We start from the raw sequence: 25123 nt of genomic DNA, 5'->3' as shown, positions 1-25123 counted from the left end.
CCTACAGATCAAGATTGTTCAACAATCCTGATGATGACTCTTGACGCCGTCAGCTGGCGGTAATGACCAGCGCCACGCTGTGGCCACCAAACCCGAAGGCGTTGACCAGCCCCGCCCTCGGACCTTGGTCCGCCAGTTGGTGCACCTGCTCGGTGACGACGTTCAGGTTCACCTCGGGGTCCACCGTGGTCACGTTCAGCGTCCCCGGCAACTGCCCCGTCCGGAGCGCTTTGAGAACCACGACGGCGGCCAGCGCACCGGCACCGCCCAGCAGGTGACCGGTGTGACCCTTGGTGGAGGTGACGGGAATGTCGGTGCCGAAAATGGCACTGATGGCCTGGCCCTCAAGTCGATCGCCAACGGGCGTAGACGTGGCATGGGCGTGCACAAAGCCGATGTCGCCAGCTTCCAGGCCGGCCGAAGACAGGGCTTTCTGCATGACCCGGCGCTGCATGGCCGGGTCTGCTGCCACAATGTCGTTGGCGTCGGACGTGATCGCGCCGCCGGCAACGGCGCCCAGTATCTCGGCGCCGCGGGCACGTGCGTGGGCTTCGCTCTCCAGCACCACCACCCCGGCGCCCTCGGCCAGGACAAAGCCGTCGCGGCCGCCGTCGAACGGCCGGGACGCGCGCTGCGGTTCATCGGTGTGGGTGGACAGTGCCCGGATCTGCGCGAAACCGGTGATGACCAGATCGTTGACCGAGGCGTCCACGCCACCGGCGATAACGACGTCGGCGGCTCCGGAGCGGATCATCTCCAGGCCCTAGACAATCGCCTCAGCCCCGGACGCGCAGGCGCTGACCGGAGTGCGCGCGCCACCGCGGGCGCCCAGGTCAATGGAAACCCAGGCCGCGGGCGCGTTGACCATCAACCGGGTGAGGGTGTGCGGGGACACCTTGCGCGGCCCCGAGACAGCCAGCGTCCGGTCCTGCTCGATGGTGGAGCCGAGCCCGCCATACGCGGAACCGATCACCACGGCGAAACGCTCCGGGTCAACCTCCGGCGCACCAGCCTGGGCCCACGCTTCACGCGCGGCAATCAACGCCAACTGCCCGCAACGGTCCATCCGCTTGATCTCACGCGTGCTCAGGTGGACGGAAAGATCGGCTTCCGCCCGACCCGCGATCTTGACCGGCAGTTGCTCCGCCCACTCCTCAGTCAACGCGGAAATGCCCGAGTGGCCGGCGATCAGGCCAGCCCAGGTCTGCGCCACGGACGAGCCCAGCGGGTTGATGGTGCCGAGGCCGGTAACAACGGCGCGGGGCTGATCTGCAGTCACGACGCCTACTTTGCGGGGTTATGCGTGCCGATGGGCACCAGGGTCAGGTCAGGGTGGTTCTTCTCAATCCGGCGCAGGGCCCAGACGTCGTTGAACAGCGCCAGGTATTCGCCGTCGGACCGCAACAGCACCTCGGCGCCGGTGACGTTCGCCAGCACCTCCATGGCTTCTACGGTGGAAATCCGGGCCAAAGAATACGGCAGCCGCTCCAACCGCATGGGCGCGCTGAAATCGTGCGCCATCCGGTCCTCCACCACCTCGAACTGCATGGGCCCGACGGCGGCCAGCACCGGCGCCTGGTCACCGCGGACGTCGGAGCGCAGCACCTGGATGACGCCCTCGTGCTCGAGCTGCTCGATGCCGCGGCGGAACTGCTTGAACTTGCTGGGGTCCTTGGAGCGCGCCACCTGGAAGTGCTCGGGGGCGAACAACGGAATGGCCGGATATTCCACCGGGCCCTCAAGGAAAAGGCTGTCGCCCACGCGCAGGGACGAGGCGTTCACCAGGCCCACCACATCTCCAGGGAAAGCCTCGTCAATGACCTCACGCTCACGGCCGAAGACCTGTTGGGCGTACTTGGTGGCGAAGGACTTTCCCGTGCGGGTCTGCGTGACCACCATGCCGCGCTCAAAAATGCCCGAACACACACGGATGAAGGCTACGTGGTCCCGGTGCGCCTTGTTCATGCCGGCCTGGACCTTGAAGACGAAGCCAGAGAAGGAGGATTCGACGGGGCGGTTGTTGCCGTCCACATCGGGACGCGGGGCCGCGGGCGGCGCGAAGTCCACCAGGGCGTCCAGCAGTTCCTTGACCCCAAAGTTGAGGGCCGCTGAGCTGAACAGGATGGGGGTGGCGGTGCCTGCGTGGAAGCTCTCGACGTCGAACTCAAGGTTGGACTCGATCACCAGGCCGGCCTCATCCACGGCGTCAGTCCAGTTTTCGCCCTGGGTTTCCGCGGCTTCCTCCGGTGTGAAGTATTCGGTCAGCGCGATCTGGGCGCCAGAGTTGTTGCGCTGGAACTTGGCGAAGCGATCGTTTCGCAGGTCCCAGACGCCGCGGAAGTCACCGGAAATGCCAACGGCCCAGGTCAGCGGCATGGGCAGCAGGCCGGTGCGCTCCGTAATCTCGTCCATGAGCGCCAGGGCATCCAGGCCGGGCCGGTCCCACTTGTTGATCACCGTAATGATGGGGAGGTTGCGGGCCTTGCAGACCTCAAAGAGTTTCATGGTCTGGGTTTCCAGGCCTTTGGCGGCGTCCACCAGCATGACCGCGCAGTCCACGGCTGCCAGCACCCGGTAGGTGTCCTCGGAAAAGTCGGCGTGGCCGGGGGTGTCCAGCAGGTTGATCACGGTGTCGCGGTAGGAGAACTGGAGGGCAGCGGAGCTGATGGAAATGCCCCTGTCCTTTTCCATCTGCATCCAGTCGGAGACCGTTTCCTTCCGGTTGGCCTTGCCGCTGGAGGCGCCGGCGGTGCCGATCACCTTGGCGTGCAGCGCCAGCGCCTCGGTCAGCGTTGACTTGCCGGCGTCAGGGTGCGAAATGACAGCAAAGGTCCTACGGCGGCCTGCCTCTTTGTGGATCCCGGAGATCCGGGCGGGGCTAAGGACATCTTGGGACACGGTACAACCTTCGCTGCGGGGGGACTGCGGGAACTTGCCCGGGCACGGATGGGCCCTGGGCGGCCAGTTGGCGCTGCGGCCTCAAAAGGCCGGACATGCACTGGCGAATGCACGGGAACATGCACTGCCGGAGGCCAAGCTCCAGTTTATCGCAGGGCGGCAAACCGGAATCTCCCGCTGTGGCCGCGTCCGGGCCTGTCCGCGGGCGCAGGTGGAGAAGCGGGCGCTTAACGCCCTCGAAACGGAACGGTCAAAACCCTGAAATGGGAGCTGGCTAGCGTGGGCCCATGACCGGCATATCCTTCGCCTGCAACCCTTTCTTCGATCCGCTGGCTCCCGCGCACCTGGATCAGCCCATGCCAGACCTGGACACCCTGCTGGCGCCAAAGCTCAGGCGGCGGGATCGCCAGACGCCCGCCGAACACCGGACCCTCCGCGTGACCTCTCTGCTGCAGGTGAGCAGCGAACTGGAGCGGATGGTCCGCGAGCGCCGCGCCGGCTGATTGGCTGGCCCGGACCATGGGGTTCGGAAAGGCGGAACGCCGAGGACGTCGGCGCCTGTTGTGTTCGCCAAGGTTAGGACCAAGTAGTTTTCTCAACGCCGGTAAGTCACCGGTGAGTAGTCGTACCGTGCTGGGGGCGCGCCGCCTTCGCGCGCCCTTTCGGACATCGGGCCATTGTGAAAAAGACAATTCGAACCCTGGCCATATCATCCGCCGCTCTAGTGATTGCTGGTTGCTCGTCTTCCCCGAACCTAGCCATGGCTGGAAGCGACGGGTCGACCGTCAGCCAGACAGCCGCCGCGCCCGAATCAATTCCCACCTCGTCGGGTGGACAAGACAAGACTTCGGATTTCACGACAGCAAACGCCAGTGCAGCCTGGAAGGCCAGATCAAATCAGTGGTCGAAACCGAGCCGGGACGAATCACCATAGAGACCACGATCGTTGACCCTCGAGGCACCGATGGCAGTAAGGAGGCCAAAGTTGCGACTGAGACCTGCGAATCGGCTGTTTTCCTCTTCGGACCCAGTTACGTGGCAGTCAAAGAGAACGACGGAACCCACTTCGTCCTGTTCGGTCATCCTTCGGTCCCTAAAGGAACATGCGCAGAAGTTTAGAACTCGCCGGGTTAGGCATCTACCCCGAGACCTGTCCGGAAAAGGTTCCGCCGCTAAACCCAGGACGCATAGGGCGTTTACGGTGGACGTCAGGGGCTTGGTCGTTTGTTGAGACCCCGGCAGAACTGATCTACTTCCTCATCATCAGGGTCGTGGTGCCGCAGTCCCGCCATCACCGTGCATTTCAACGTGCGGGTCATACGTACATGGCGGAGATCAGAGCGGCCATGGCTAGCTTCTACCGCGATTGAGCCTGCCTCAGGCACCACGATCGAGAAATTCGTCCCGCTGGAGGATCCTTTACGGGGCGGTCCTGCGGGAGCCTCTGCTACGCGGTTAGACTCAATTGACACTTACGAAATAGGGAAACTGTGAGTATGTCATCTACCAAGGCACCGTCGACCACTGGCCGGATTAACGTGCTGGCCATTGTGGCCGTTGCCCTGGCCGGCATCGCCTTTGCCGGTATTTGGTTCTTTGGCCTCGGGATTCTTGCGACTTTCGCGGTGGGGACAGGACACGTCTCGTTGAATCAGATCAAAAGAAAAAACGAGAGGGGTCGCTCCATGGCGATAGCGGCCCTCGTGCTCGGCTACGGACTTGCCACCTGGGCCCTGCTCAACGTGCTGACCTACATCCCTGTTGCACTGCAACAGGTGTCTAGCTAGACCGACCCCTCATTACGGCCCGCTGAAGGATCGGTCAGCGTGCGCCTAACTATATGTTTGTTGAGCCCAGGAGGGCCAAGAACCGGGGCCGCTGTCTAAGTCGATTCCTTGCAAGCGGATAAGACACACTTTGTTCGGGGATCGAGTGGTTACCCAGAGACTGTGCGATCGGCCTTTGGCTTGGGTAGGTATCCATTTGAGTACCTCAGGAAGGTCTGCTCCTGAGAGTTCCCACTCTTCTTTTGCCCCTCCATCGTCTGTCCAGAAATACACCCTGTAAGTCGGATCATCGACCTGCGCGGTCTGATCCCTTGGATCAATGAGTTCTGCCCGCATCCACCGACCATACTCCGAGACCAGCACCTGGCGTAGCGTAAGCCGATCCTTTACCGGGGGCCGGTCGGACGACTCTTTAGCTACGGCTAGGCTTTGTCGGAAGCTAGTACTGGGGGGAAGTATGAAAGTTTGGCATCTGGCAGTCGTATCTTGGATCGTGACTGTACTCATCGGCGTCTTCGGAATGAATGCGTGGTACACGATCTGGTACTACCAAGAGCCTGTCATTGACTCTGTCGCCGAACCCGATGCCTTCGGGATAGCCGTTGCTTGCGGCCTTGGCGTACTTGCTCTCAGCTTTCTACTTAGCGGCACGCTGAGCATCGTTGCCGCCCGAGTTGATAGGCGTAAGGATCTGGCCTAGGGCTAGTAGCGACGTAACCGATCCTCTACCGGACGGTCATGAAAGACTTGGGTCTTCCCACAAGGTCGGCTAAACGCCATGATCAACGAAGACATCAGCCGAAAGGGGCGGCAATGCGAAAGAAATTTTTGACGCCGATACTTGTTCTGTTGCTGGCGTCCTGCGCTGCACCTTCCGATTCAACGGATTACCCAAGTATCGCTTCTGCGGACGATCGTTGGGGCGTAGGCGTAACTGACCCGGTCTTCGTGTCGCTAGCTGAGTGCGAAGATGATCCAAGCGTGGAGTCAGCTGTGCAGAGCGCGGACATGCCCTCTTCCCGACTCGGTTTTCGGTTGAAAGCTGGAGCTTCGGAAACGGACGCTGTCCGCATTGCAGACTGCGTGGCTCCGCTTCTGAGTAACGGAGAGCTCGCAATCGTGTCACCTGACGCTTAGCCAAACTTAGTGGGCACGCCACGCGCACGTAAGTCGATCCCCTTACGCAGCCAAGAATTTTACCAATCAAGGCAGCCCTTAGGCTGCTGTAATGAATAACACCATGAGAGCAACGCTCATTTGGTCGCTGGGGGCAGTTATTTTCTCTCTCGTCGGCGTATACATCGCGTTGAACGCCAACGGGGTTTGGTACAGCATCGTCTCGGAGATCATACTTTTACTCGCCGGCGTTACCTTTGCCGCCCGGGCCATTCTTTCGCTTCGTGCCTCACGTCCCACCATCTAGATGAGCAGCCAGGGCGCCTGCGTTGTTGCGTTCTCGGTCCTACTGAACGCGGACTCAGCGGCAGGCGCGTGGGCTATTGCTGGCGGAAACTGACAGCAAGAGGCGGCGCGCAGAGGGATCGGCTATCGGACACTATCCGCCGGAGGTTTTGGTGCTGACTGGCCGGCAACTGCTGTGTAGTTGCCGGCCAGCGGGCACCGTTGTGTCGTCTTCAGCTGTTGTTGGGCCAATGAGTAGGACTGTTGAGGTCGGGGTCTAGGCGCGTGTGGGCGTCGCCTTGGGCGGCGTTGAGTTGGGCCTGTGTCAGATAGAGGCTTCTGGAAAGATCGGCTCCTTCGAGGCGGGCATCTCTGAGGTCAGCGCCGAGGAGGTCAGCGCCTGAGAGGTCGCAGTCTCGCAGGTCCGCAGCGATGAGATAGGCGCCTCGAAGGTCTGCCCCACACAGAGACCTGGACTTCATATTCTTGCCCATGAGGTCTGCTCCCGGGACGAGCGCAGCATCTAGATGATAGTCACCAGTTGCAAGGTATGAGGACCTCACTTCTTCGCTGACGTCTATCAGTACGGACCGAACCCGGGCGTGCATGTCGCCGAGGTTCAGGGAGAGGACCTGCTGCGTTTCGGCCATCGCATTTTCGATTGTCATTCTGAGCTCGTTGACTTGGTGCGAGGTGTCCGGGTCGAAGGTCCTGCTGGTAGCTTCTGCCAAGTACCAGAGCATTTCGTGGAGTTGCCGGACGACTTTGAAGGACGGGAACATGTCTTTCGCTGTTGCCGGATCCGCTTTCCAGCTGATTCCTCGGAAGAGGTTCTGGGAGACGTTTTGGCCGGCTCCGAAGCAGTCGAAGACAGTGCATCCTCGGAAGCCTCGCGGGCGCAGGCTGTCGTGGATGCTGCAGGAGAAGTCGGAGGCAAGGTTCTTGCAGGGACTTCCTGCTGGCTTGTCGATGGCGAAGTCCGTGGTGCGGGAAAAGCCTAGTGCGGTGCAGCAGAGCGCGAAGCAGTTGCCGCAATCAGGGCGCAGTGAGTCCCGGTCAAGGGCAGGTGAGGAGGGCGTGGCGGAGTCGCTCGAAATGAAGGACATGTGATCTTCTCTGGACGAGTTCGGTGAGGGGCCGGGTGCCAGGGGAACTCGCGAGGGAGTCCCCTTCGAGGGCACACGGAATCACCGCTTCCAAGGGAAACGAACGGGAACCGCTGCATCGACTCTGGGTCACAGAGAAAGTAAGAATGTCACTGGGATCAAACGTAGCACCACGTCCTACCCGCCCGTTAGCCGGTCGATCACCGGCTACTCTGGCAACTTCCCTCGGCTCTCTGAACTTCCGCGCGTTCTAGCCATTCTCAGATTCCCGTATATCCTGCCCGAATTATTGCCCGGCGAGGGGGCCCTACACGCGAGGCCCGAAGGCTGCTCATCGGTTACGCCCGCTGCTCGACTAACACCCCGGACCTCACCGCCCACCACCATGCCCTTGGCGTTGAGGCGGAGGTGGTCCACGTCAACCACGGATTCACCGGCACCAAACGCGGCCGACCCGGGCGGAATAAGACCCTGGCTGCATGCTACAGCGGTGACACTTTCGTCGTGACCAAAGTGGACCGGCTCGCAAGGTCCCTGCCTGAGGCCAGAGACATCGCCGACGAACTCACACGCAAGAGCGTGAGCCTCAACATCGGCGGCAGCATCTACAACCCGCATGACCCGGTAGGAAAGCTGCTGTTCAATGTCTTGGGCATGGTCGCCGAATTCGAAGAAGACCTCATCCGCGCCCGGACACGCGCGGGCTGGTAGTAGCGAAAGCCAGAAGCAAACTCCGAGGCCGGCAGCCCAAACCCTCCAAGAAGCAGGAATCCCAACTCATCAACTGTGGAGTGGCACACCACGACGCCGATTGCCGAACTCTTCGGCGTCGCCCGCTTCACCGTCTACCGGGCCAGCCAACGTGCGGGGCACCGTGTGAAGCACCTTCCGTCACCCGCACAGCCCTCACAGTTCATCTACTAGGCTCGATTTTGGTCCCTTGCGGGCCGCGACTCGGCTACACCGGACTTATTGGGGGCAAATTGATGATGGGGCCTGGCAGTACATCAAAGACGACGATGGGCCGGACCCTGGTCCGGCCGGCGCTAATTGTTGCGCTGTCACTGGGACTGGCAGGGTGCTCTTACACCGGCGCTCCAAGCCAGACGGAACCAGCCGCCGTCAAGACCACCCCTTCTACAGTCGCGTCTTCCACCGTGAAGCCAGCCCTGAGTGGAGAAACTGTGCGGGATTCGTTTGGCAACGCGGACTTCTACACCCCCGTCACGGGAGACACCCTCTCGGCCGTCGCGGCGGCGTACAAGCTATCCGAGGCGAAGCTCGCTGGGTTCAATGGACTCCAGCCCGGGGCTCTCCTCACTCCGGGCACACGGCTCCGGCTGATCCCGGACGGTCCCATGCCGGGTGCCATGGGCGCTGCCACGGTTGACGCAAACGGCATCCCAACGAGCTACACCATCGAGCCCGAAGACAGCTTGGCCGGGATCACCTACCGGTTCAACCTGACCGATGAGCAGTTAGCTGAAGCCAACAAGGTCGCGTTCACGTACGAGAAGGGCAACGTCTATTTTATCCGGGCAGGGAACCATATCCAGCTCCAGAAAAACCCTGTGGACAGCAGATCCGGTCAAGGAACGAGCGTCAACAATTCCTTCGGCCAAACCATTTTCTACACCACCGTCGACGGTGACTCTTTCGACAGCCTCGGCTACAAATTCCGGTGCACCACCGATCAGTTGCTCCGGTGGAACACAGCCCTCACCTCAGACCAGCCCATCCCGGCAGGGACCAAGTAAGACTCATGCCCGGCGACGTCACCATTGAGGGTTCCCAGGGGACTTTTACCACTGACGCCGACGGGATTCCCTTGACCTACACCACTGCGCCCGGGGACACCGAGCGCCAGGTCGCTTTCCGCTTCGGAGTGCCTGAGATCGCGGATCTGTCAGCGGCTAACCGCGCGCTGACCGGCACCGGCCGCGTCTGGTACGACTTCTCAGACCCGTCAGCCGGAGAACTTGCCCCCGGCCAAACCATCAGCCTCAACCTGGCCAAACCCATCCACCAATAACCAGTCGAAGCCCTTGCTCCATCGTGTCTTTCGGCGAGCCGCATTTGTGGACCTCCAGGGCTGTTCGGTCGAGCTCCGTCGGAGCCCTCTCACGGCTGCCCTATCGTCTTTGCGTCTTTGCCGGTAGAGCTGTCAACGGCAGCTACCCGTATCCAGCAATGTGACACTTGACACGTGTTAGGTCACTCATTTAGAGTTCCTCACACGTGTTAGGAAGGAAAATGACATGACCGGAGACACAAGCGGCAAGTTGCGGGAATTCACCCGCCGCTCCGCCCTTGGTGCCCTCGGCGCCGGAATCGTCGGAGCAACCGTGGCATCGTGGCCGCGGCTCTCCGGGCTAGACATTCCGGGCCGTGGGGACAATAGCCTCAGCATCGCCATCATGGGCACCGCCGCAGACGCCGCCGCCCGCCAACGTGCCATCGACGCTTTCAGCCGGCTGCACCCGGAGATCAAGGTCAAAGTCCAGGCTATTCAGGCCGCGGACTGGAAGGACTTCTTCACCAAGATCCTCACCATGGTGGCTGCTGGGACACCGCCGGACGTGGTGTACGTGGCCACGGAGGGTGCCCAGCTGTTCGCTGAGAAACTCGCTCATCCGCTCGATGAGTATGTGCGTCGCGATGCCGCGGACATGGCCGAGTTCTTCGCCGACGTGCACCCCAGCCTGGTGGAGGCGTTCATGTACAAGGGGAGCCTCTACCAGCTCCCTATGGACTGGAACGCGGCCAACATGTATTACAACACCACCGCGTTTGCCCAGGCTGGACTGGACCGTCCAGCGGACGACTGGACCCACCTCGATTTCCGCAACAGCCTGGCCGCCATGCGCAAGGCCCGCAGCTCGGACTTCACCCCGTATTACTGGACCAACCGGCTCTTCGGTGGCGTGGTTCCCTGGCTTTACGCCAACGACACCAGCTTCTTGAAGGAAACCAAGTCCGCCGGCGGCGAGTGGCTCTGGGACGACTTCTACGCCAACGATCCCTCCCGCGGCCTGCGCTCTGGCGGCTACGAATGGCTGGAACCAAACGCCAATGACGACAAGGTTTTCGAGTCCTTCGACTACCTGCGCGGCCTGGTCAAGGACGGCCTAGGCGTCCGTCCGGAAGAAGGCGGCGGCAGCTCACTGGTGGGGCTCTTCGCATCCAACCGGATTGGGACTACGCCGGCAGGCGGGTACTGGGTTCAGGGCTTGCATGAAGCAGGAATGGGTGCGAACGACTTTGACGTCCAGTTCTTCCCACGCTGGAAAACGCAGCGCCACCAGTTCGGCACCGCCGGCTACGCGATCATGAAGACCGCCAAGGACAAGGACGCCGCCTGGGAATGGATCAAGTTCAGCTCCAGCCGTGAAGCCATGGAATTGATCTTCCCCAACCCGATCACCACGCCGGCTCGGCGCTCGATGGTCAACGAACAGCTTTACGCCGGCAAGGGGCCCGCCAACTGGAAGGTCTTCTACGACACCTTGGACCGGTTCCCCAGCACCGGCCCCATCCCGGCACCGCCGCAACAAGCAGCCGTGGAAACGGCCTTGATGAAGAACGTCTCACTGGCGGTCAGCGGCGACGAACGTCAACTCAAGGACGCCCTCGCTTCCATGCAACGCGACCTTGAACTGGCCTTGAGGAGGCAATCATGAGCACCAGCACGCCGCCACGGGAACGGTCCGGGCAGCAAGCCGCCCAGGTTGTCCGCGCCAAAACCGCAGCCAGCCCCAAACAAACCCAGCGCTGGCTGGCGTGGGCATTCCTGGCTCCCACCATGCTGGGCATGGGCTTGTTCACCTTGATTCCCATTGTGGCCTCAGTAGTCCTGGCATTCTTCCGCTGGGACATCATTTCGGCGCCCACGTTCGTTGGCTTCGACAACTTCGCCGAGGTGGTCCAGGACCCCACCGTGCGGGTGTCGTTCCTGAACACGATCATGTTTGTGGTGGTTGCCGTAGCCCTGCAACTGGGGCTGGCCCTGGGGCTGGCCATCATGGTGCAGGAGAAGATGCCAGCCTGGCTGCGCGTGTTCTTCCGGTCAGCATTTTTCTTCCCCTTGATCCTGTCCGCAGCCTCAGTGTCCATCTTCATGCGGTACCTCTTCAACGAGCAGTTCGGCGTCGTCAACTGGTTCCTGTCCCTGGTGGGTATCCCCGCGGTGCCGTGGCTTACCACGCCCGGCGGATCGGCCGCCGTGGTGATCCTGGTCTATGTCTGGCAGAACTTTGGCTTCTCGTTCCTGCTGTTCATCGGCGGGCTGGCATCCATTCCCGTTGAGACATATGAGGCGGCGTCGATCGACGGTGCAACGGGTTGGCGGAAGCACCTGCACGTCACCTTGCCGCTACTGAGCCCAACCACATTGGTGGCATCGGTGATGGCCATCATCAGCGCACTGCAGGTCTTCGACCAGCCCTATGTGCTGACCAGGGGCGGTCCAGGCGACTCCACTCGTACCGCCGTCATGGTCATTTTTGAATCGGCGTTCCAGCGCCTCGAGTTCGGTCAGGCCTCCGCCATTGGCGTGCTGCTCACCCTGATCATCATGGCCATCACGGCCGCGCAGTTCCGGCTCAGCAAACGATTCGTCTTCTACCAGTGAGGCCAGCCATGACAACCACCACAGACCAAGGCCTGACTGAGCACCCTTCCCGGCTGGCTGCCGAAATCCCCTCCCCCGCACCGAGGCGGCGCAGGTTCAACTGGAGCCTCACCGGCCGCGTGGCCCTGCTGCTGATCGCCGCCGCCCTGACGCTGGGACCGGTGCTGTGGACACTCTCCACGTCCCTGCGGTCACCGTCCGAATCATTCAACCTGCCGCCGTCGTTCATTCCCTGGAACCCTGACTTCACGTCCTACGGCGAAGTATTCCAGAAACTGAATATCTTCCTCCTGGTCCTTAACAGCGCCCTGGTGACCGGGCTGATCGCGGTAGGCCAGATGACGTCGGCCGCACTTGCGGGCTACGCGTTCGCGCACCTGAAATTCCGCGGTCGCGGCGCGCTGTTCTCGATTGTGCTGGCCACCATGATGGTGCCGGTGCAGGTCACGATCGTTCCCGTGTTCATGCTGATCCGTGGCATGGGCCTCTCCGACACCTTGCTGGCGCTGATCCTCCCGGCCATTCCGACGGCGTTCGGCACGTTCCTGATGCGCCAGTACTTCATGGGGCTGCCCGCCGAACTGGCGGAGGCCGCCTCGATCGACGGCGCCTCACCGTGGCGGACCTTCCGCTCGGTCTACGCTCCGCTGGCCGTGCCAGGCCTGGCGATCGTGGGAATCCTCGCGTTCAACTTCCACTGGAACGAATTCTTCCGGCCCCTGATCCTGACCATCTCAGAACAGAACTTCACCCTCCCGCTGGGGCTCGTGTCGCTGCAGGGCAATCTCGGCACCGGCAGCATCTCCGTGGTCCTCGCGGGAGTGGTCCTGTCCATGATTCCGGCGCTGGTGGTCTTCATGTTCGGCCAGCGCGCCCTCCAGGCCGGCCTCACGGCTGGCACCGGAAAATAACAACCCCTCCGAAAGGCTCAACCATGCACTCCCCGGACCTCGCCGTCGTCCGTTTCGACGACGTTGCCGCCAACCATCCCGATCCGGCCTTCCCGCGGTTCCACCCGCGGCCGGCGCAGGGTTGGATCAACGATCCCAACGGCATCAGTCACATCAATGGCCGGTACCACGTGTTCTTCCAGTACAACCCCGAGTCAGCGCGACACCAGAGCATCGCCTGGGGCCACGTGAGCTCAGCAGACCTGGTGCGTTGGGAGGAGCATCCGGTCGCTTTGCGCCCGCAAGCCGGCGGGCCGGACGAGTACGGCTGCTGGACCGGTGTGGTGACGGACGACGGCGGCGTCCCCACCGCCGCGTACTCCGGGGTCCGGGGCGACGGCGGCCACTCACAGGTGGTCATCGCCCGCGGTTCAGCGGACCTGGTGCAATGGGACCAAACGGGCCACGTGGCGGCGTCGATGCCAGCTGACGAGCAGGTCACTGCCGTGCGAGATCCCTTCCTCTTCCACTTCAACGGCAAGCGGTACGCCATGCAGGGCGCCGGTCTCGCCAACGGCCACGCGGCATTGCTCCTCTACACGGTGGAGGACATGTCCAACTGGGAGTACCAGGGCATCTGGCTGACCTCGGCCAACCCCGTGGCTGCTGACTTCACGCCCGCCGAAATCTGGGAATGCCCCCAGCTGGTGCAGGTTCCTGAGTCTTCGGCGGCCGGCTCAGATTCCGTCGCTGGCTCAGATTCAGCCGGTACCTGGCTGATGATGTTTTCGCTGTGGCTTTCGGGCGACGCCCATGAGCACGCCAACGGCGTAGGCCACCTCATCGGGTCCCTTACCGAGGATCCTCAAACCGGCTTGCCGGTCTTTACGCCACGCAGCGGTGGCAAGTCAGATCTTGGCCGTGATTTCTACGCACCCCAGATCGTGGCTCTGCAGGACCGTGCCCTGCTGTGGGGTTGGGCCAATGAGGGGCCGGGACGCGACGGCCGTCGCGGTCGGGACCAGGCTGAGATCGACGCCGCTGGCTGGGCTGGAGTCTTGACCTTCCCTCGCGAACTTTCAGTGCTGAATGGCGCCCTCGCCGTGAACCCTGCGCCGGAAGTTGAGGCCTACCGTGGTGAACTCCTGGCCAGCAATGCGGGAGGCACCGTTGTCCTGCCGGCCTTCGCCGAAGCCCTGGTCCGCGGCTCAGCCACTGGTGCAGACGGAACTGCAGGTGCCGCTGTTGCTGGCGGTGTGGTGGAACTCGTGCTGGTGGCGGCCGACGGCGGCGCTGATGACGGTACCGACGGCGGCCATCAGACCGTCTTCAGCGGAACCATCGCGGCCGGTGAGGAGCTGCGGATCTTCGTGGACGCCTCCCTGGTGGAGGTGTACCGGTCAGGTTCCGTGGCAACCACCCTCCGTGCCTACCCCACCCCGGGCGAGCAGTGGCAACTGCGCCTGCCCGACGGCGCTTCGGCCAACGTCTGGGAGTTGAACCAGCCCGCTGACCTGGGCTGACAAACCACCATTGGGGTGCCTGTCTTCTGGCAGGCACCCCTCTTGTTTGCCCAGATAACGCTTCAGCGCCCGGCGGGAACAGGGCCGGTGGAGTTTCTGACCACCAGTTGGCACCGGACCATCGAGGTAGCGGCACTGCTCGCAACCTCTGCGGCGTTCACACCCGAGGTGCTGGCACCGTCGTCGTGCCTTTCATTTGGTGACGCCGCCACCTCGGCGAGCAGCGCGGTCATTGCCTCTGCACCCATCTCCCGGAGCGGCAGCGCCATGGTGGTGAGGGCGGGGACCATGGTGCTGGCGATACGGAATTCGTCGTCGTAACCCATGACTGAAACGTCCTGTGGAACGTCCAGGCCCAGCCGGTAGCAGGCAAGCACGACGCCGATGGCCAGACGGTCGTTGGCGCAGAGGATCGCTGTGGGACGGTTGCCGGGCTGGACGCCGTCGAGCAGTTTCATGGCACCGTGAAACCCTGTGTCGGTGTCCCAGCCAACTTGGCGGACGCGATCCTCGTCCACCGGCAGGCCGGCGGCGGCGAAGGCGGTCCGGTAGCCGTCGATCCGTCTCGGCGCAGCGGGGGTCAGTGAGTCTCCGGCCAGGAAAGCAATGTCCCGGTGACCTAGCGACATGAGGTGCTCCGTCGCCTCCCGCCCGCCCCGGACCTCATCCGGGATGACCGCCGGCACGCCGGCATCGGGGCGGTCGTCGAAGCAGTTCGCAAGGATGGACGGAACCCGGGCCATGTTTTGCGGGACGTGGAGGGGGCGCAGGCCAACAGTGACGTACATCAGCGCGTCCACTTGGCGGTCCAGCAGCGTCTCCACGGCACTTTCATCGCGAGTGATGTCCGACTCCGTGTCCATGACCAGCGTGACAAAGCCCTGCGAGCGGGCCACCGCGTCCGCGCCAGCAATGATGTTGCCGTCGAAAGGGCTGGTGACAACCTGGTCCGAGACGATCCCGATGACGCCCGACTGCTGGTTGCGCAGGCTCAACGCAATCCTGTTGGGCGAATAGTTGAGTGCTGCCGCAGCGTCCCGGATGCGTTGCTGGCTGCTGCTGGCAACGTTGCCGTTGCCCCGCCCGTTGAGCACCAACGACACCGCGCTGCGTGAGACGCCGGCCAGCTTGGCGACGTCGAGCGCTGTTGCCTTGCGGTTCATAGGCTGATCCTCTGGGTGGGAATTCACTTTGCTGCAGTTTACCTAACGCGTGTGAGCCCTGTGGGCACCGCACTGCTCAAGCCTACAAAAAGGGGTACCACGCACTTCTCCTCATCCGCGCCGGAACCCCACTTTGGCGCACGGCTTGTTGGGGCACTTTAAGGCTTGCCTGTGCGGTTGTTGATGGCTTGTACCCCTATCATGGTGCTGATGGGGAAATGTGTGTTTTTGGTTCCGCCGGCAGAGCTCAGACTCCGGCATTCTGTGGGCAGTAGTCTGCACCTTTGAAGGGAAAACCTATGGCGCGGAGCCCTGAAGAATCACTCAAGGCAACGCTGGGTAGAGTGGCGCCCGGCACGCCGTTGCGTGATGGCCTGGAGCGAATCCTGCGCGGCCGCACGGGTGCATTGATCGTCCTCGGCTCAGACCGGACCATCGAATCCATCTGCTCGGGCGGCTTCGACATCGGCATCGACTTCTCCCCCACCCGGCTTCGCGAGCTGGCCAAAATGGATGGGGCCATCATCTGCGACAAAGATGCGGGCAACATCCTCCGCGCCGCCGTGCAACTTGTGCCGGACTCCAGCATCGAAACCCAGGAGTCTGGCACCAGGCACCGGACAGCCGAGCGCGTCGCCATCCAGACGGGTGTGCCGGTCATCTCCGTCAGCCAGTCCATGCAGATCATCGCCCTGTATGTTAACGGCCTCCGGCACGTCCTCGAAGGGTCCGAGAAGGTGCTGGCCCGGGCCAATCAGGCCTTGGCCACACTGGAGCGGTACCGGTCACGGCTGGACCAGGTCACCAGTTCCCTCTCCGCCCTCGAAATCGAGGCAATGGTGACGGTCCGGGACGTGGCAGTCACCCTGCAACGCCAGGAAATGGTCCGCCGGATCTCCGAGGAAATAGCGCAGTATGTTCTTGAACTGGGCGAAGACGGCCGCCTGCTATCCCTGCAGCACGACGAACTCACCGTTGGCCGCGGCCCTGGCAGCGACGTCATTATCCGCGATTACGCTGGCCCCGACGCGTCTGCCGACGACATTGACCAGGCGGTCAACGCCCTGGTCACCCTTGGCCCCACGGAACTCATTGACCTGGGCAAGATCGCCAACATCATCGGCTTTGCCGGCGGCGTGGACACCCTCGACGCAATCGTCCAACCGCGCGGCTACCGGCTGCTGTCTGGCCTGAAAGCAGTCCCCAAGGCTGTTGCCGACAGGTTGGTGGACCACTTTGGCGGGTTGCAGTTCCTGATGGCCGCCACCATTGACGATCTCATGACGGTTGATGGGATCGGCGACCAGCGCGCCCGCACCGTCCGTGAGGGGCTCAGCCGGATGGCCGAGGCGAGCCTGCTGGACAGGTTCCTCTAGGGGCCCGTTCCAGCTATCAGTTGAGCTGGAAGACGGCCTTGGGGCCGGCCCGTGAGCCTAGCTTGGCCGTGAAAACGTAGGACGCGCCGCCAGCGCCGGGCTTCGCCTCGACGGCCGTGCAACCTTCGACGCTCCTGATCCGCGGCCAGGGGAAGTTGGCCGTTTCGCTGGCGCCTGGCGCGATGGTCTTGACCAGATCTTCGCTGGTGGTCTGGCAGTCGCGGGAGGAGAAGATCCGGTCCGGCCCGCTGGTCACCAGGAACTCCATCTGGGAGGTGCCGATGTTGACCTCACAGGGCATGGTGCTGCCGTTGGTCACCTTCAGGGTGAGCAACGGCTTCTCGTCCGGCCCGTACGCCTGCTTGTCCGTGGAGCCGGTAACGGTCACCAGATTCTGGTTGCAGACGGGGGTGGCCGACGGCGTTGGTGCTGGGGCGGTGGCCGCGGGATCGGCTGCGGCCGGGTCGGCCGTGGCTGGCGCTGTTGCGTCCGTGGCGGCGGGGTCAGTCGATCCAGCCTGCTGGGTGCCGTTGCCGAAAACGCCGCCAAGTGCCAGTCCTGCTATCACCACGACAAGCGCCACGAGCACAACAAGTCCCGCAAACAGCCGACGCCGGCGGAAGACAGCAGCGCTGGGCTTGGCGCCACCTCGAGTTCCTGGTGACGCAGCTTTGCCACGCGATGATGTGTTGCCTTGCCTGCCCATCCTTCTAGGCTAGAGAACTCGGCCCAGTTCTGCCCTGCCACCACGCCGCCGCAGCGTCATTGGGCTGGTCACATCGCTGCAGCCCAGGCTGCAAACATCTAATACAGTGTTGGGATCGACACCAAGACCCGGCCCCTGCTCCCATCCCTGCACACCCGCATCAATGACTGGTTCCAAGAGACTGCCCGTGACCTGCCATGGCGGGAGTCTTCCTGCACCCCCTGGGGTGTCCTGGTCAGCGAAATCATGCTCCAGCAAACACCCGTGGTGCGGGTGTTGCCGGTCTGGAACGAATGGCTGAAGCGATGGCCAACGCCTGCCGACCTTGCGGCGGAACCGGCTGGCGAAGCAGTCCGGGCCTGGGGCCGGCTGGGCTACCCGCGCAGGGTGTTACGACTGCACGCGGCAGCGGCTGCGATTGTGGCCGACCATGGCGGCAAAGTTCCGGATACCTACCCGGAACTGCTGGGGCTGCCCGGGGTGGGCAGCTACACCGCAGCGGCAGTGGCTGCCTTCGCCTACGGTCGCCGCGAAACGGTGGTGGATACGAACATCCGCCGCGTCCATGCCAGGCTCCTCTCCGGACAGGCGCTGCCCGCGCCCGCGTTGACGGCAGCAGAAATGCGACTTGCTGCGGAAATCCTGCCATCTGACCAGGCAGAGTCCGTGCGTTGGAATGCTGCGGTGATGGAACTCGGCGCCATGGTGTGCACCGCCCGCGCACCCAAATGCGGGCTGTGTCCCGTGCGCGATTCCTGTGCGTGGCTCGCGGCAGGCGAGCCGCCGCCGTCGTACGTTCCCAAAGGCCAAGCCTGGCACGGCACGGACCGGCAGGTACGGGGCGCCGTGTTGGCCGTGCTCCGGTTGGCCGAAATCCCCGTGCCGCCGGACCATTTCCGGACGGCGCCGGCAGACCTCGGGTTCGCCGCCGAAGGCGTGGGCGTGCCACTGACCGCCTTGCATCGGCTGAATTCGGCTCCCGAACAGTTGGACCGGGCACTGGCGGGGCTGTTGGCTGATGGGCTGGCGGAGCTCACCGATAACGGTTACCGGCTGCCGGCCTAAGGAGCCCGGCCAACGTCGTGCCGCACCGAAGATGCCCGCGCGGCATAGGTGGCATACTGTGCGGGGACCGGAATGGGGGAAATCATGCGAGCAATCTTGTATGCGGTGTGGGCGCTTTTCATCGTGGCGGCAGTGTTGGCGCTCGTATTTTCGGCGCGCAAAACGAAACGTCAGGCGCAGCAGATGGCGGACTGGCCCAAGGCTCCAGCCACGGTGACCGGTAGTGTGGCCGGCTGGACCAACGGCGGCGGCGGCTCATCGCGCAGCCGGCGCTACTTTGCCACCTACCAGTTCACCGACCCGCACGGCAACGTTCGCGCCGGCACCTCCGAGATCTCCCTGGCCGCGCCGCCGGTGCCCGGGGCGCTGCTGGAGGTGGCTTTCAACCCGGCGGATCCTGAGCAATCGCTTCAGGTTTCCGCGGCGCCACGCTCAGCCATGGGATGCCTGATCGCCTTTTTCGCAGTGTTCGGGGTGGCCTCGTTCCTGGTGGTCAGCTACTTCCCGTTGCCCTGACGCCAGCCTAGGCTGAGGCATGCGCAGGTTCGGGGTACTTGTGGTGTTATGCACGACGGCGGTACTCGCCGCCGCGTGCGGGCCCGCCGATGTGGCTTGCCCGGATCTTGGGCAATCGAGCGGCGTCTCGCTGACGGTGGCCGCCAGTTATGTTACCCAGGTTGAGTCGCTGCACATCCGGGCGTGCCAAGACGGCATCTGCCACGAAAGCGATCTCGATTTGATGCCCGGGAGCGTCTCGATCGATCTCGGCTGCGACTCGAAAAACGCGTGCTCGGCCACGTCGTCCCCGGATGGCTCCAAGGTCGGATTCTTGGACCTCGGCGTGCTGACCGATAGCCGGATGACCGTCACGGTTTCCGGGACCAACTCCGCGGGCACCGCGCTGGCAGTCCACACCCTGGAGTTCGAGCCTGTTTCGTCTTTCCCGATTGGCGAACAATGCGGTCAGTTCCTGACGGCGGCCGTCAGCCTCGACAACGAGGGCCTGCACGACGTCAGCGCGCCCTTCGGTTCATAAAACTGAGGTGAGTGCGCTGTCCCCGACCAGGCCCCCAGGCGAACGCTGGCTAGAAAAGTGCGGGCTGGCCGAAAGGGTCATCGAGGGCTTCCTCGGTAAGGTGCAGAGCTTTGGTGTTGCCGGCCTTCCATTCGAAGCCCAGCTCAGCAAGAAGTTCCTCGACTGTGGTTTGCCCGTCGAGGACTTCGATCTCAGTTGTGGGTGCTTCTATGTGGGGCCGTTCCATGGATTCGAGCTTATGGCCAGGCACGGACAAGGTTGTTGAGAACACACCGCGGGACGCGATTCGGCGGCACCTGGGTAGAAAACATCCCCCTTGCGCTACGTCTCGCCGAACCCCGCCTGGACCAGACCGCCGATGTAGTTCACGGCCCGCTCCGCGTCCACGCCCCATGCCTCCACGTGCAGCGCCCGGCCCTTGCCCGCACCGAGCGTCATCAGGGATGTCATGGAGGCGGCGTCCACCCCGTTGAGTTCTACCTTGGCGTCCAGGGCGGAGACCCCGCCGGCGATCTTGGCGGCCGGCCTGGCATGCAACCCGGCCTCGTTGATGAGCTCAAACTCGCCGATGAAATCAGGCCCCTTGCCGGTGACCGAGCCGGCGTTCACCAGCTGCTCAGCAGGTAGGTCAACGGCGTGCGCGGCGCGCCCCACAGCTTCGGCTGCCTGCTTCACACCCTGGAGGTCAGCACCGCCCTGAGCCGCAACGGCGGCGGCCACCAAGCCTTCCACCAAGGGAGCATCGGCAAGCAGCAGGGTTTCTGGGTTCTCGGCAAATTCGAGGGCTGATTCCGCAGTCATGACGGCAGAGCCCAGATCCGTGAGGATCACCGCCCCCTCCGGCAGCGAGTCGAAGGCCGCGAGAACCTTCTCAAGGCTGGTGCCGATTCGGCCATCCGTGGTTCCACCGGCTGCCACAATGCGCACGTCGGGCGCCATCTGCGCTGCAAGTTCCGCGGCGCCGTCGGCGATCTTTTCACTGTGCGAAACCACCACCAAGCTGACGGTCATGCAGCAGCCTCCACAGCGGCGCGGAGGATCAACGCCGTGGATGTGGCGCCGGGATCGCGGTGGCCCGCGCTCCGCTCGCCCAGGTAACTGGCGCGGCCCTTCCTGGCAACCAGTGGTTCGGTGGCAGCGGCACCTGCCTCGGCGGCGTCGGCGGCTGCGGTAAGCACCGCCCGATAATTCGCGACGTCGGCAGTTGCGGCAGCCTGCGCCGCATCCACCGCGGGGGTCCACGCGTCCACCATGGTTTTGTCGCCCAGCTCGGCCTTGCCGCGGGCCACGATGCCGTCCCGCGCTGCAGCCAAGGCACCTGCCCAGGCTCCGGCGTCGACCTCCTGTGCCTCTCCAAGCGCAGTAGCAGCCCGCAGAAAGGCGGTGCCGTAGAGCGGGCCAGCGGCGCCACCCACCTTGGACATCAACGTCATGGCCGTCAGCTTCAGGGCAGCGCCAGGGGTTTCCGGTGGCGTCTCGGCGAGTTTGGCCAGCACAGCCTGGAAGCCCCTGTCCATGTTTTCGCCATGATCAGAGTCGCCGATGGCCCTATCCAGCTCAATCAATTCCGTCCGGTGCTCGGCCATTGCCTGCGCGCAGAGCGTCAACCATTTCACCGTCCAGGCGGTGTTCAGGGACACCGTTACACGCCCCAGCGCAGTGCTGCGGTGTGAACGGGCGCGTCCCACAGTTCGGTCATTTCCGCATCGAGGCGGAGCACGGAGATGGAGCAGCCTTGCATTTCCAGTGCCGTGATGTAGTTCCCCACCAGGGATCGTTCCACCTCTGCACCCAGTTCGGCCAGTACCTGCCGGGCCCTGCGGTACACAATATAAAGCTCGCTCTGCGGGGTACCGCCCATGCCGTTGACGAACAGTAGGACCTTGTCCCCTGCAGTGATGCCAAGGTCGGAGAGGATGGGCTCCAGCAGCCTGTCCGTAATGCCGTCAGCGTTCTCCATGGGGATCCGGTGCCGGCCAGGCTCGCCGTGGATGCCGATGCCAATCTCGATTTCGTCCTCGGCAAGGTCGAAACTGGGCGTTCCGGCGTGCGGCACGGTGCAGGCGGACAGCGCCACCCCCATGGTCCGGACGTTCGCGTTCACCCGCTCCCCGATCCCAGCGACGGCGTCCAGGTCGTCGCCGCGCTCGGCTGCAGCGCCGGCAATCTTCTCGACCAGCACGGTGCCACCCACCCCGCGGCGACCCGCCGTATACAGCGAGTCTTCAACCGCAACGTCGTCGTTCACCAACACGGTCCGGACCTCAACGCCCTCGGCCTCGGCAAGCTCGCCAGCCATCTCAAAGTTGAGGACGTCGCCGGTGTAGTTTTTGACGATGTGGACAACGCCGGCGCCCGCGTTCACGGCAAGCGTGGCGGGCAAGATCTGGTCCGGTGTGGGCGAGGTAAACACCGCCCCCGGCACGGCAGCGTCGAGCATCCCCCGGCCCACAAAACCGGCGTGCAGCGGCTCATGGCCGCTGCCACCACCGGAAACCAGGCCAACTTTCCCAGCCACGGGCGCATCCTTGCGCGTGATGAAAGCGGGATCGGCGTTCACGGTCACGAGGTCTGCGTGGGCCAGTCCGAATCCTTCAACCGATTCGTCGACGACGGCACGCGGGTCATTGATGAGCTTTTTCATGGTGATACTCCTGGCAGCGGTTCCTGGAGGGTGACTCCTCGACCCTACTACCGGGGGCCCGGCACCGAAAGACTCACGGACGGTGACGGGTACGGAAGAAGGGACAGCCCCCAAAGACTGTCCCTTCCTGGCCCCCCACAAGCCATCATCAGTTTATCCATCAAATCGACTAAAGCAAACGGGCGCCTACAGCACCCTGATCATGCGAGTGTTGCCCAAGGTGTTGGGCTTGACCCTGGCCAGGTCCAGGAATTCGGCCACGCCTTCATCATGGGAACGCAAAAGTTCGGAGTAAACCACCGGGTCAACGGCGGACTGGTCAGCCATCACCTCAAAGCCGTGCCGCCTGAAGAACTCCACCTCGAAGGTCAGGCAAAAGACGCGGTCCACGCCCAGGTTGCGGGCATGCTCCAGGAGGCTTTCCACCAGGACGTGCCCCACTCCGTGGCCGCGCCAGTCCTGCGAGGCAGCCAAGGTGCGTACCTCTGCCAGGTCCTCCCACATGACGTGCAGGGCGCCGCAGCCGATCACGCCGCCGTCGTCTGCTTCCGCGATCAGGAACTCCTGCAGGCTCTCGTAATACGCCACCGTTTCCTTGGCCATCAGGATTCGCTGCTCCGCCAGCGGCGCCACGAGCGCCTTGATTGCGGCGACGTCGCTGGTGCGGGCAGGGCGGATATGGAAGGAGTCAGTCACAGCCCCATCCTAGTTGTCCCGCCCGCAGCCGGACGTCAGGCGCTGGCGCGCAGCAGGTGCATCAGGCGCGTCACAGCCCCAGTTCCTTGGGCAGCTCCACCTCTTGGTCCAGGACATGCCGGGCGAGGAAGTGCTCCACCACCTGGTACCAGATCTTGGCGTGGTTGGGCTTGAGGATCCAGTGGTTCTCATCCGGGAAATAGAGGAAGCGGTGCGGCGTCTGCCCGTCCTGATCGGCGGGCAACTGGGACTTCGACAGCAGTTCGTACCAGAGCCGCAGGCCCTCGCCGATAGGCACGCGGTAGTCCTTGTCGCCGTGGATCACCAGCATGGGTGTACTGATGTTTGCCACGTTCAGGTGCGGCGAGTTCTCCCGCGCCATCTCCTCCGTCATCTCCTTGAGCCAGTACTGGGCTGCGTCGGTGGTGGGGCCAAACTGGTCGAGCGCCCACAGGCTGGCGTGGGTCACGATCGCCTTGAACCGGTCGGTTTGGCCGGCAACCCAGTTGGCCATGTACCCGCCAAAGGAGCCACCCATTGCCGCCGTCCGGGTCTGGTCGATGTCCGGCCGCGCCGCGGCAACGTCCGTGACAGCCATCAGGTCCGTGAACGGCGCCCCTCCCCACGCACCCCAGCCACGCTGGATGAAGGCCTGGCCGTAACCGGTGGAAAGGGCCGGATCCGGCAGGAGCACCGCGTAGCCCTTCGCCGTCAGCAGCCAGGGATTCCAGCGCCACGTCCACGCATTCCAGGACCCTAGCGGACCACCATGAATCCACAACAACATGGGCGCCGGCGACTCCGCCGATGCACCTTCGGGCAGCGCCAAGTAGGCGGGCACCCGGGAACCGTCCGGTGCTGTGGCGGCAATCCGCTCCAACGTTCCAGAGGCTGCTGGCCGCTCCGCTGGCGCGAGAAGGCGAACGGTCTCGCCGCTGGTCAGGTCGATCCGGACAGCTTCGGGCGGGAATTCGTAGGAACTCCGAAGGGCGTAGGCGTGGTTGCCGTCAGGGGAAACCACGACGTCGGTGTACGCCGCGGCGTCCCGCGTCACCCGGGCGACACTGAGATCGGCCGCTGCCGCCGGGACGCTGATCCGGAAGACCGGCGACGCGCCGTCGTCGTCCGCTGTTGCCAACAGCCCCGAACCGTCAGGCAGCCAAGCGACAGGCTTGGCCCACCGGTCCCAGTCCGGGACGAGTGGCTGCAGCGTCGCGCCCGGGGTGGAGACATCCAGGAAGTGCAGCTTGATCTCGGGCGCCTGCTGCGGCGTTGAATCGCTCTCGCTGAGCACCACAAGGGTGGTGCCGTCCGGGCTGACAGGGCCGGGGAAGTAGCTCATGCCCGGCTGGTCCAGGAGCACCGTGGTGGTTCCGGTGGCGACGTCCACGGCGACCAGGGTGAGCCTGCTGTCCGCGCCATCCAGAGGCCTGGTGTAGCTGGCGTAGACGGTGCGGCCATCGGGGCTGACCTCAAATTCGGCCTCGCGGAGCCTGGGGCCAGCGTCTGGGGTGAGGTTCCGCAATTGGACGGGACCGGTGGAGTCAACGGTGTGGGGTTTGTTGGATGGCTCCTGGGCGGCATCCTCGACCGCAAAGATGCGAGGCTGGCCAGGGCCCAGGTCCGCGTCCCAATAACGAACAGGATATTCGCTGTGCAGGATGGCTGAAACCTTGTTGTCCGTGCGGGTCTTGCGGCGCTCAGCGTCCTCTTCTTCGCCGTTTGCGCCGGGGAGGACTTCTGCTGCCACGAACGCCTTCGGGGCTGACGCGGCCGTCTTGACGGAGTCCACGCCGCCGGGGCGGCTGAGAATCAACCGAGCCTCGCCGCCGTCAGCCGGCAGCAGCCAGAGGGCTGGTACCGGGTCGGCATCCGGCGTTTCGGGGTCTGGCCGGGCCGACGTGAAGTAGACATCGCCGTTGGCGGCAAATGCGGCTCCGGCTTCACCCTTGGCGCTGCGGGTGATGCGGCGGGCCTGCTGCTGCCCGGCGGGATCGATGTCCCATAGGGCCGAGGCGAAGGCGCTGCCCTTGCCGTTGAGGGTGCTGACGGTGGTAACCAGGCGGGTGCCGTCTGGGCTGAGGCTCAGACCACTCACCCTGGGGATGGCGAGGTAGTGGTCGAGGTGGTGGAACGGGGTCTGTGGTTGCTCTTCCGGGGTCTCCGGGTTCAGGGTAGCCATAGTTTGATTCAACCGGACTG

The 25123-nt window shown here is 63.8% G+C and carries 27 protein-coding genes and 1 pseudogene; 16 read left to right on the top strand and 12 right to left on the bottom strand.

The window, feature by feature from the left end; all coding sequences use genetic code 11:
* Positions 1–49 precede the first annotated feature (49 nt).
* Positions 50–1279, bottom strand: a pseudogene (locus tag PSET11_RS01080) (beta-ketoacyl-[acyl-carrier-protein] synthase family protein).
* Positions 1280–1284: 5 nt separating this feature from the next.
* On the bottom strand, positions 1285–2898 hold the full coding sequence (locus tag PSET11_RS01075; protein WP_124089903.1) for a peptide chain release factor 3: 1614 nt from the start codon (positions 2896–2898) through the stop codon (positions 1285–1287).
* Between the two features lie 287 nt (positions 2899–3185).
* Between PSET11_RS01075 and PSET11_RS01070 the strand changes: the two genes are divergently transcribed.
* Positions 3186–3401, top strand: coding sequence for a hypothetical protein (locus PSET11_RS01070; protein WP_124089901.1), 216 nt, complete (start codon positions 3186–3188; stop codon positions 3399–3401).
* 394 nt (positions 3402–3795) lie between these two features.
* Here PSET11_RS01070 and PSET11_RS01065 read toward each other — a convergent pair whose 3' ends face one another.
* Positions 3796–3981 carry a hypothetical protein gene (locus PSET11_RS01065; protein ID WP_124089899.1) on the bottom strand — a complete coding sequence of 62 codons (186 nt, stop codon included), beginning with the start codon at positions 3979–3981 and terminating at the stop codon, positions 3796–3798.
* 413 nt (positions 3982–4394) lie between these two features.
* Between PSET11_RS01065 and PSET11_RS01060 the strand changes: the two genes are divergently transcribed.
* From PSET11_RS01060 to PSET11_RS01050, 3 genes are all read left to right on the top strand, one after another.
* A complete protein-coding gene (locus PSET11_RS01060) occupies positions 4395–4685 on the top strand; it encodes a DUF4190 domain-containing protein (RefSeq protein WP_124089897.1) in 291 nt (96 codons plus the stop codon).
* A gap of 493 nt (positions 4686–5178) precedes the next feature.
* Positions 5179–5385: a hypothetical protein gene (locus PSET11_RS01055; RefSeq protein WP_238988980.1), complete on the top strand. Its 207-nt coding sequence runs from the start codon at positions 5179–5181 to the stop codon at positions 5383–5385.
* 528 nt (positions 5386–5913) lie between these two features.
* Positions 5914–6108, top strand: a complete 195-nt coding sequence (locus tag PSET11_RS01050; RefSeq protein WP_124089893.1) for a hypothetical protein — start codon at positions 5914–5916, stop codon at positions 6106–6108.
* Between the two features lie 211 nt (positions 6109–6319).
* On the opposite strand, the gene PSET11_RS01045 is transcribed toward PSET11_RS01050, so the two are convergent.
* A complete protein-coding gene (locus PSET11_RS01045) occupies positions 6320–7192 on the bottom strand; it encodes a pentapeptide repeat-containing protein (RefSeq protein ID WP_124089891.1) in 873 nt (290 codons plus the stop codon).
* A 264-nt stretch (positions 7193–7456) separates the two neighbouring features.
* Here PSET11_RS01045 and PSET11_RS17035 point away from each other — a divergent pair, with 264 nt between their 5' ends.
* From PSET11_RS17035 to PSET11_RS01010, 8 genes are all read left to right on the top strand, one after another.
* The gene (locus PSET11_RS17035) at positions 7457–7903 is read left to right on the top strand and encodes a recombinase family protein (protein ID WP_345788802.1); all 447 of its coding nucleotides are present in this window, start codon (positions 7457–7459) and stop codon (positions 7901–7903) included.
* Positions 7904–7978: 75 nt separating this feature from the next.
* Positions 7979–8116, top strand: coding sequence for a hypothetical protein (locus PSET11_RS17030; RefSeq protein ID WP_345788799.1), 138 nt, complete (start codon positions 7979–7981; stop codon positions 8114–8116).
* Positions 8117–8376: 260 nt separating this feature from the next.
* On the top strand, positions 8377–8949 hold the full coding sequence (locus tag PSET11_RS01035) for a LysM peptidoglycan-binding domain-containing protein (protein WP_160118938.1): 573 nt from the start codon (positions 8377–8379) through the stop codon (positions 8947–8949).
* 5 nt (positions 8950–8954) lie between these two features.
* Positions 8955–9224: a hypothetical protein gene (locus PSET11_RS01030; protein ID WP_124089887.1), complete on the top strand. Its 270-nt coding sequence runs from the start codon at positions 8955–8957 to the stop codon at positions 9222–9224.
* Positions 9225–9450: 226 nt separating this feature from the next.
* Entirely contained in the window at positions 9451–10872 is a 1422-nt protein-coding gene (locus PSET11_RS01025) for an extracellular solute-binding protein (RefSeq protein WP_124089886.1), read from the top strand.
* Positions 10873–10994: 122 nt separating this feature from the next.
* Positions 10995–11822 carry a carbohydrate ABC transporter permease gene (locus PSET11_RS01020; protein ID WP_238988988.1) on the top strand — a complete coding sequence of 276 codons (828 nt, stop codon included), beginning with the start codon at positions 10995–10997 and terminating at the stop codon, positions 11820–11822.
* Positions 11823–11830: 8 nt separating this feature from the next.
* Positions 11831–12733 (top strand): carbohydrate ABC transporter permease, encoded by a 903-nt coding sequence (locus PSET11_RS01015; RefSeq protein ID WP_238988979.1) that lies wholly within the window; start codon positions 11831–11833, stop codon positions 12731–12733.
* 23 nt (positions 12734–12756) lie between these two features.
* Entirely contained in the window at positions 12757–14235 is a 1479-nt protein-coding gene (locus PSET11_RS01010) for a glycoside hydrolase family 32 protein (protein WP_124089882.1), read from the top strand.
* A 62-nt stretch (positions 14236–14297) separates the two neighbouring features.
* On the opposite strand, the gene PSET11_RS01005 is transcribed toward PSET11_RS01010, so the two are convergent.
* A complete protein-coding gene (locus tag PSET11_RS01005; RefSeq protein WP_124089880.1) occupies positions 14298–15398 on the bottom strand; it encodes a LacI family DNA-binding transcriptional regulator in 1101 nt (366 codons plus the stop codon).
* Between the two features lie 299 nt (positions 15399–15697).
* Here PSET11_RS01005 and disA point away from each other — a divergent pair, with 299 nt between their 5' ends.
* Positions 15698–16774 carry a DNA integrity scanning diadenylate cyclase DisA gene (disA, locus tag PSET11_RS01000; RefSeq protein WP_124089878.1) on the top strand — a complete coding sequence of 359 codons (1077 nt, stop codon included), beginning with the start codon at positions 15698–15700 and terminating at the stop codon, positions 16772–16774.
* Between the two features lie 16 nt (positions 16775–16790).
* Here the strand turns inward: disA and PSET11_RS00995 are convergent, their stop codons facing one another.
* Entirely contained in the window at positions 16791–17480 is a 690-nt protein-coding gene (locus tag PSET11_RS00995) for a hypothetical protein (RefSeq protein ID WP_124089876.1), read from the bottom strand.
* 246 nt (positions 17481–17726) lie between these two features.
* On the opposite strand from PSET11_RS00995, the gene PSET11_RS00990 reads away from it, so the two are divergent.
* The 3 genes from PSET11_RS00990 (at position 17727) to PSET11_RS00980 (ending at position 19581) form a co-directional block, all read left to right on the top strand.
* Positions 17727–18545 carry an HhH-GPD family protein gene (locus tag PSET11_RS00990; RefSeq protein ID WP_203415862.1) on the top strand — a complete coding sequence of 273 codons (819 nt, stop codon included), beginning with the start codon at positions 17727–17729 and terminating at the stop codon, positions 18543–18545.
* An 84-nt stretch (positions 18546–18629) separates the two neighbouring features.
* Positions 18630–19061 carry a DUF3592 domain-containing protein gene (locus PSET11_RS00985; RefSeq protein ID WP_124089872.1) on the top strand — a complete coding sequence of 144 codons (432 nt, stop codon included), beginning with the start codon at positions 18630–18632 and terminating at the stop codon, positions 19059–19061.
* Between the two features lie 19 nt (positions 19062–19080).
* The gene (locus PSET11_RS00980; RefSeq protein ID WP_124089870.1) at positions 19081–19581 is read left to right on the top strand and encodes a hypothetical protein; all 501 of its coding nucleotides are present in this window, start codon (positions 19081–19083) and stop codon (positions 19579–19581) included.
* A 49-nt stretch (positions 19582–19630) separates the two neighbouring features.
* Here the strand turns inward: PSET11_RS00980 and PSET11_RS16575 are convergent, their stop codons facing one another.
* The 6 genes from PSET11_RS16575 to PSET11_RS00955 form a co-directional block, all read right to left on the bottom strand.
* Positions 19631–19807, bottom strand: a complete 177-nt coding sequence (locus PSET11_RS16575) for a hypothetical protein (RefSeq protein WP_160118937.1) — start codon at positions 19805–19807, stop codon at positions 19631–19633.
* Between the two features lie 95 nt (positions 19808–19902).
* Positions 19903–20592, bottom strand: coding sequence for a dihydroxyacetone kinase phosphoryl donor subunit DhaM (gene dhaM, locus PSET11_RS00975; protein ID WP_124089868.1), 690 nt, complete (start codon positions 20590–20592; stop codon positions 19903–19905).
* On the bottom strand, positions 20589–21221 hold the full coding sequence (dhaL, locus tag PSET11_RS00970; RefSeq protein WP_124089866.1) for a dihydroxyacetone kinase subunit DhaL: 633 nt from the start codon (positions 21219–21221) through the stop codon (positions 20589–20591). Before dhaL ends, dhaM begins: the two co-directional genes overlap by 4 nt.
* 2 nt (positions 21222–21223) lie before the next feature.
* Positions 21224–22225: a dihydroxyacetone kinase subunit DhaK gene (dhaK, locus tag PSET11_RS00965; RefSeq protein ID WP_124089864.1), complete on the bottom strand. Its 1002-nt coding sequence runs from the start codon at positions 22223–22225 to the stop codon at positions 21224–21226.
* A gap of 186 nt (positions 22226–22411) precedes the next feature.
* Positions 22412–22921, bottom strand: a complete 510-nt coding sequence (locus tag PSET11_RS00960) for an amino-acid N-acetyltransferase (protein WP_124089862.1) — start codon at positions 22919–22921, stop codon at positions 22412–22414.
* A 70-nt stretch (positions 22922–22991) separates the two neighbouring features.
* A complete protein-coding gene (locus PSET11_RS00955; RefSeq protein ID WP_124089860.1) occupies positions 22992–25103 on the bottom strand; it encodes a S9 family peptidase in 2112 nt (703 codons plus the stop codon).
* Between the last annotated feature and the right edge of the window lie 20 nt (positions 25104–25123).

The organism is Arthrobacter ulcerisalmonis (genome assembly GCF_900609065.1).
GTDB lineage: Bacteria > Actinomycetota > Actinomycetes > Actinomycetales > Micrococcaceae > Arthrobacter > Arthrobacter ulcerisalmonis.
This window is presented reverse-complemented; position numbering and strand designations above follow the sequence as displayed.

Coding starts and splice junctions, on each gene's coding strand:
- PSET11_RS01025 (WP_124089886.1), top strand. CDS start 9,451: ATGACCGGAGACACAAGCGGCAAGTTGCGGGAATTCACCCGCCGCTCC.
- PSET11_RS00980 (WP_124089870.1), top strand. CDS start 19,081: ATGCGCAGGTTCGGGGTACTTGTGGTGTTATGCACGACGGCGGTACTC.
- PSET11_RS00995 (WP_124089876.1), bottom strand. CDS start 17,480: ATGGGCAGGCAAGGCAACACATCATCGCGTGGCAAAGCTGCGTCACCA.
- PSET11_RS01060 (WP_124089897.1), top strand. CDS start 4,395: ATGTCATCTACCAAGGCACCGTCGACCACTGGCCGGATTAACGTGCTG.
- PSET11_RS01020 (WP_238988988.1), top strand. CDS start 10,995: ATGCTGGGCATGGGCTTGTTCACCTTGATTCCCATTGTGGCCTCAGTA.
- PSET11_RS00990 (WP_203415862.1), top strand. CDS start 17,727: ATGCTCCAGCAAACACCCGTGGTGCGGGTGTTGCCGGTCTGGAACGAA.
- dhaK (WP_124089864.1), bottom strand. CDS start 22,225: ATGAAAAAGCTCATCAATGACCCGCGTGCCGTCGTCGACGAATCGGTT.
- PSET11_RS01065 (WP_124089899.1), bottom strand. CDS start 3,981: ATGACCGAACAGGACGAAGTGGGTTCCGTCGTTCTCTTTGACTGCCAC.
- PSET11_RS00955 (WP_124089860.1), bottom strand. CDS start 25,103: ATGGCTACCCTGAACCCGGAGACCCCGGAAGAGCAACCACAGACCCCG.
- PSET11_RS01030 (WP_124089887.1), top strand. CDS start 8,955: ATGCCCGGCGACGTCACCATTGAGGGTTCCCAGGGGACTTTTACCACT.
- disA (WP_124089878.1), top strand. CDS start 15,698: ATGGCGCGGAGCCCTGAAGAATCACTCAAGGCAACGCTGGGTAGAGTG.
- PSET11_RS01015 (WP_238988979.1), top strand. CDS start 11,831: ATGACAACCACCACAGACCAAGGCCTGACTGAGCACCCTTCCCGGCTG.
- PSET11_RS00985 (WP_124089872.1), top strand. CDS start 18,630: ATGCGAGCAATCTTGTATGCGGTGTGGGCGCTTTTCATCGTGGCGGCA.
- PSET11_RS01070 (WP_124089901.1), top strand. CDS start 3,186: ATGACCGGCATATCCTTCGCCTGCAACCCTTTCTTCGATCCGCTGGCT.
- PSET11_RS16575 (WP_160118937.1), bottom strand. CDS start 19,807: ATGGAACGGCCCCACATAGAAGCACCCACAACTGAGATCGAAGTCCTC.
- PSET11_RS01010 (WP_124089882.1), top strand. CDS start 12,757: ATGCACTCCCCGGACCTCGCCGTCGTCCGTTTCGACGACGTTGCCGCC.
- PSET11_RS01005 (WP_124089880.1), bottom strand. CDS start 15,398: ATGAACCGCAAGGCAACAGCGCTCGACGTCGCCAAGCTGGCCGGCGTC.
- dhaM (WP_124089868.1), bottom strand. CDS start 20,592: ATGACCGTCAGCTTGGTGGTGGTTTCGCACAGTGAAAAGATCGCCGAC.
- PSET11_RS01050 (WP_124089893.1), top strand. CDS start 5,914: ATGAATAACACCATGAGAGCAACGCTCATTTGGTCGCTGGGGGCAGTT.
- PSET11_RS01045 (WP_124089891.1), bottom strand. CDS start 7,192: ATGTCCTTCATTTCGAGCGACTCCGCCACGCCCTCCTCACCTGCCCTT.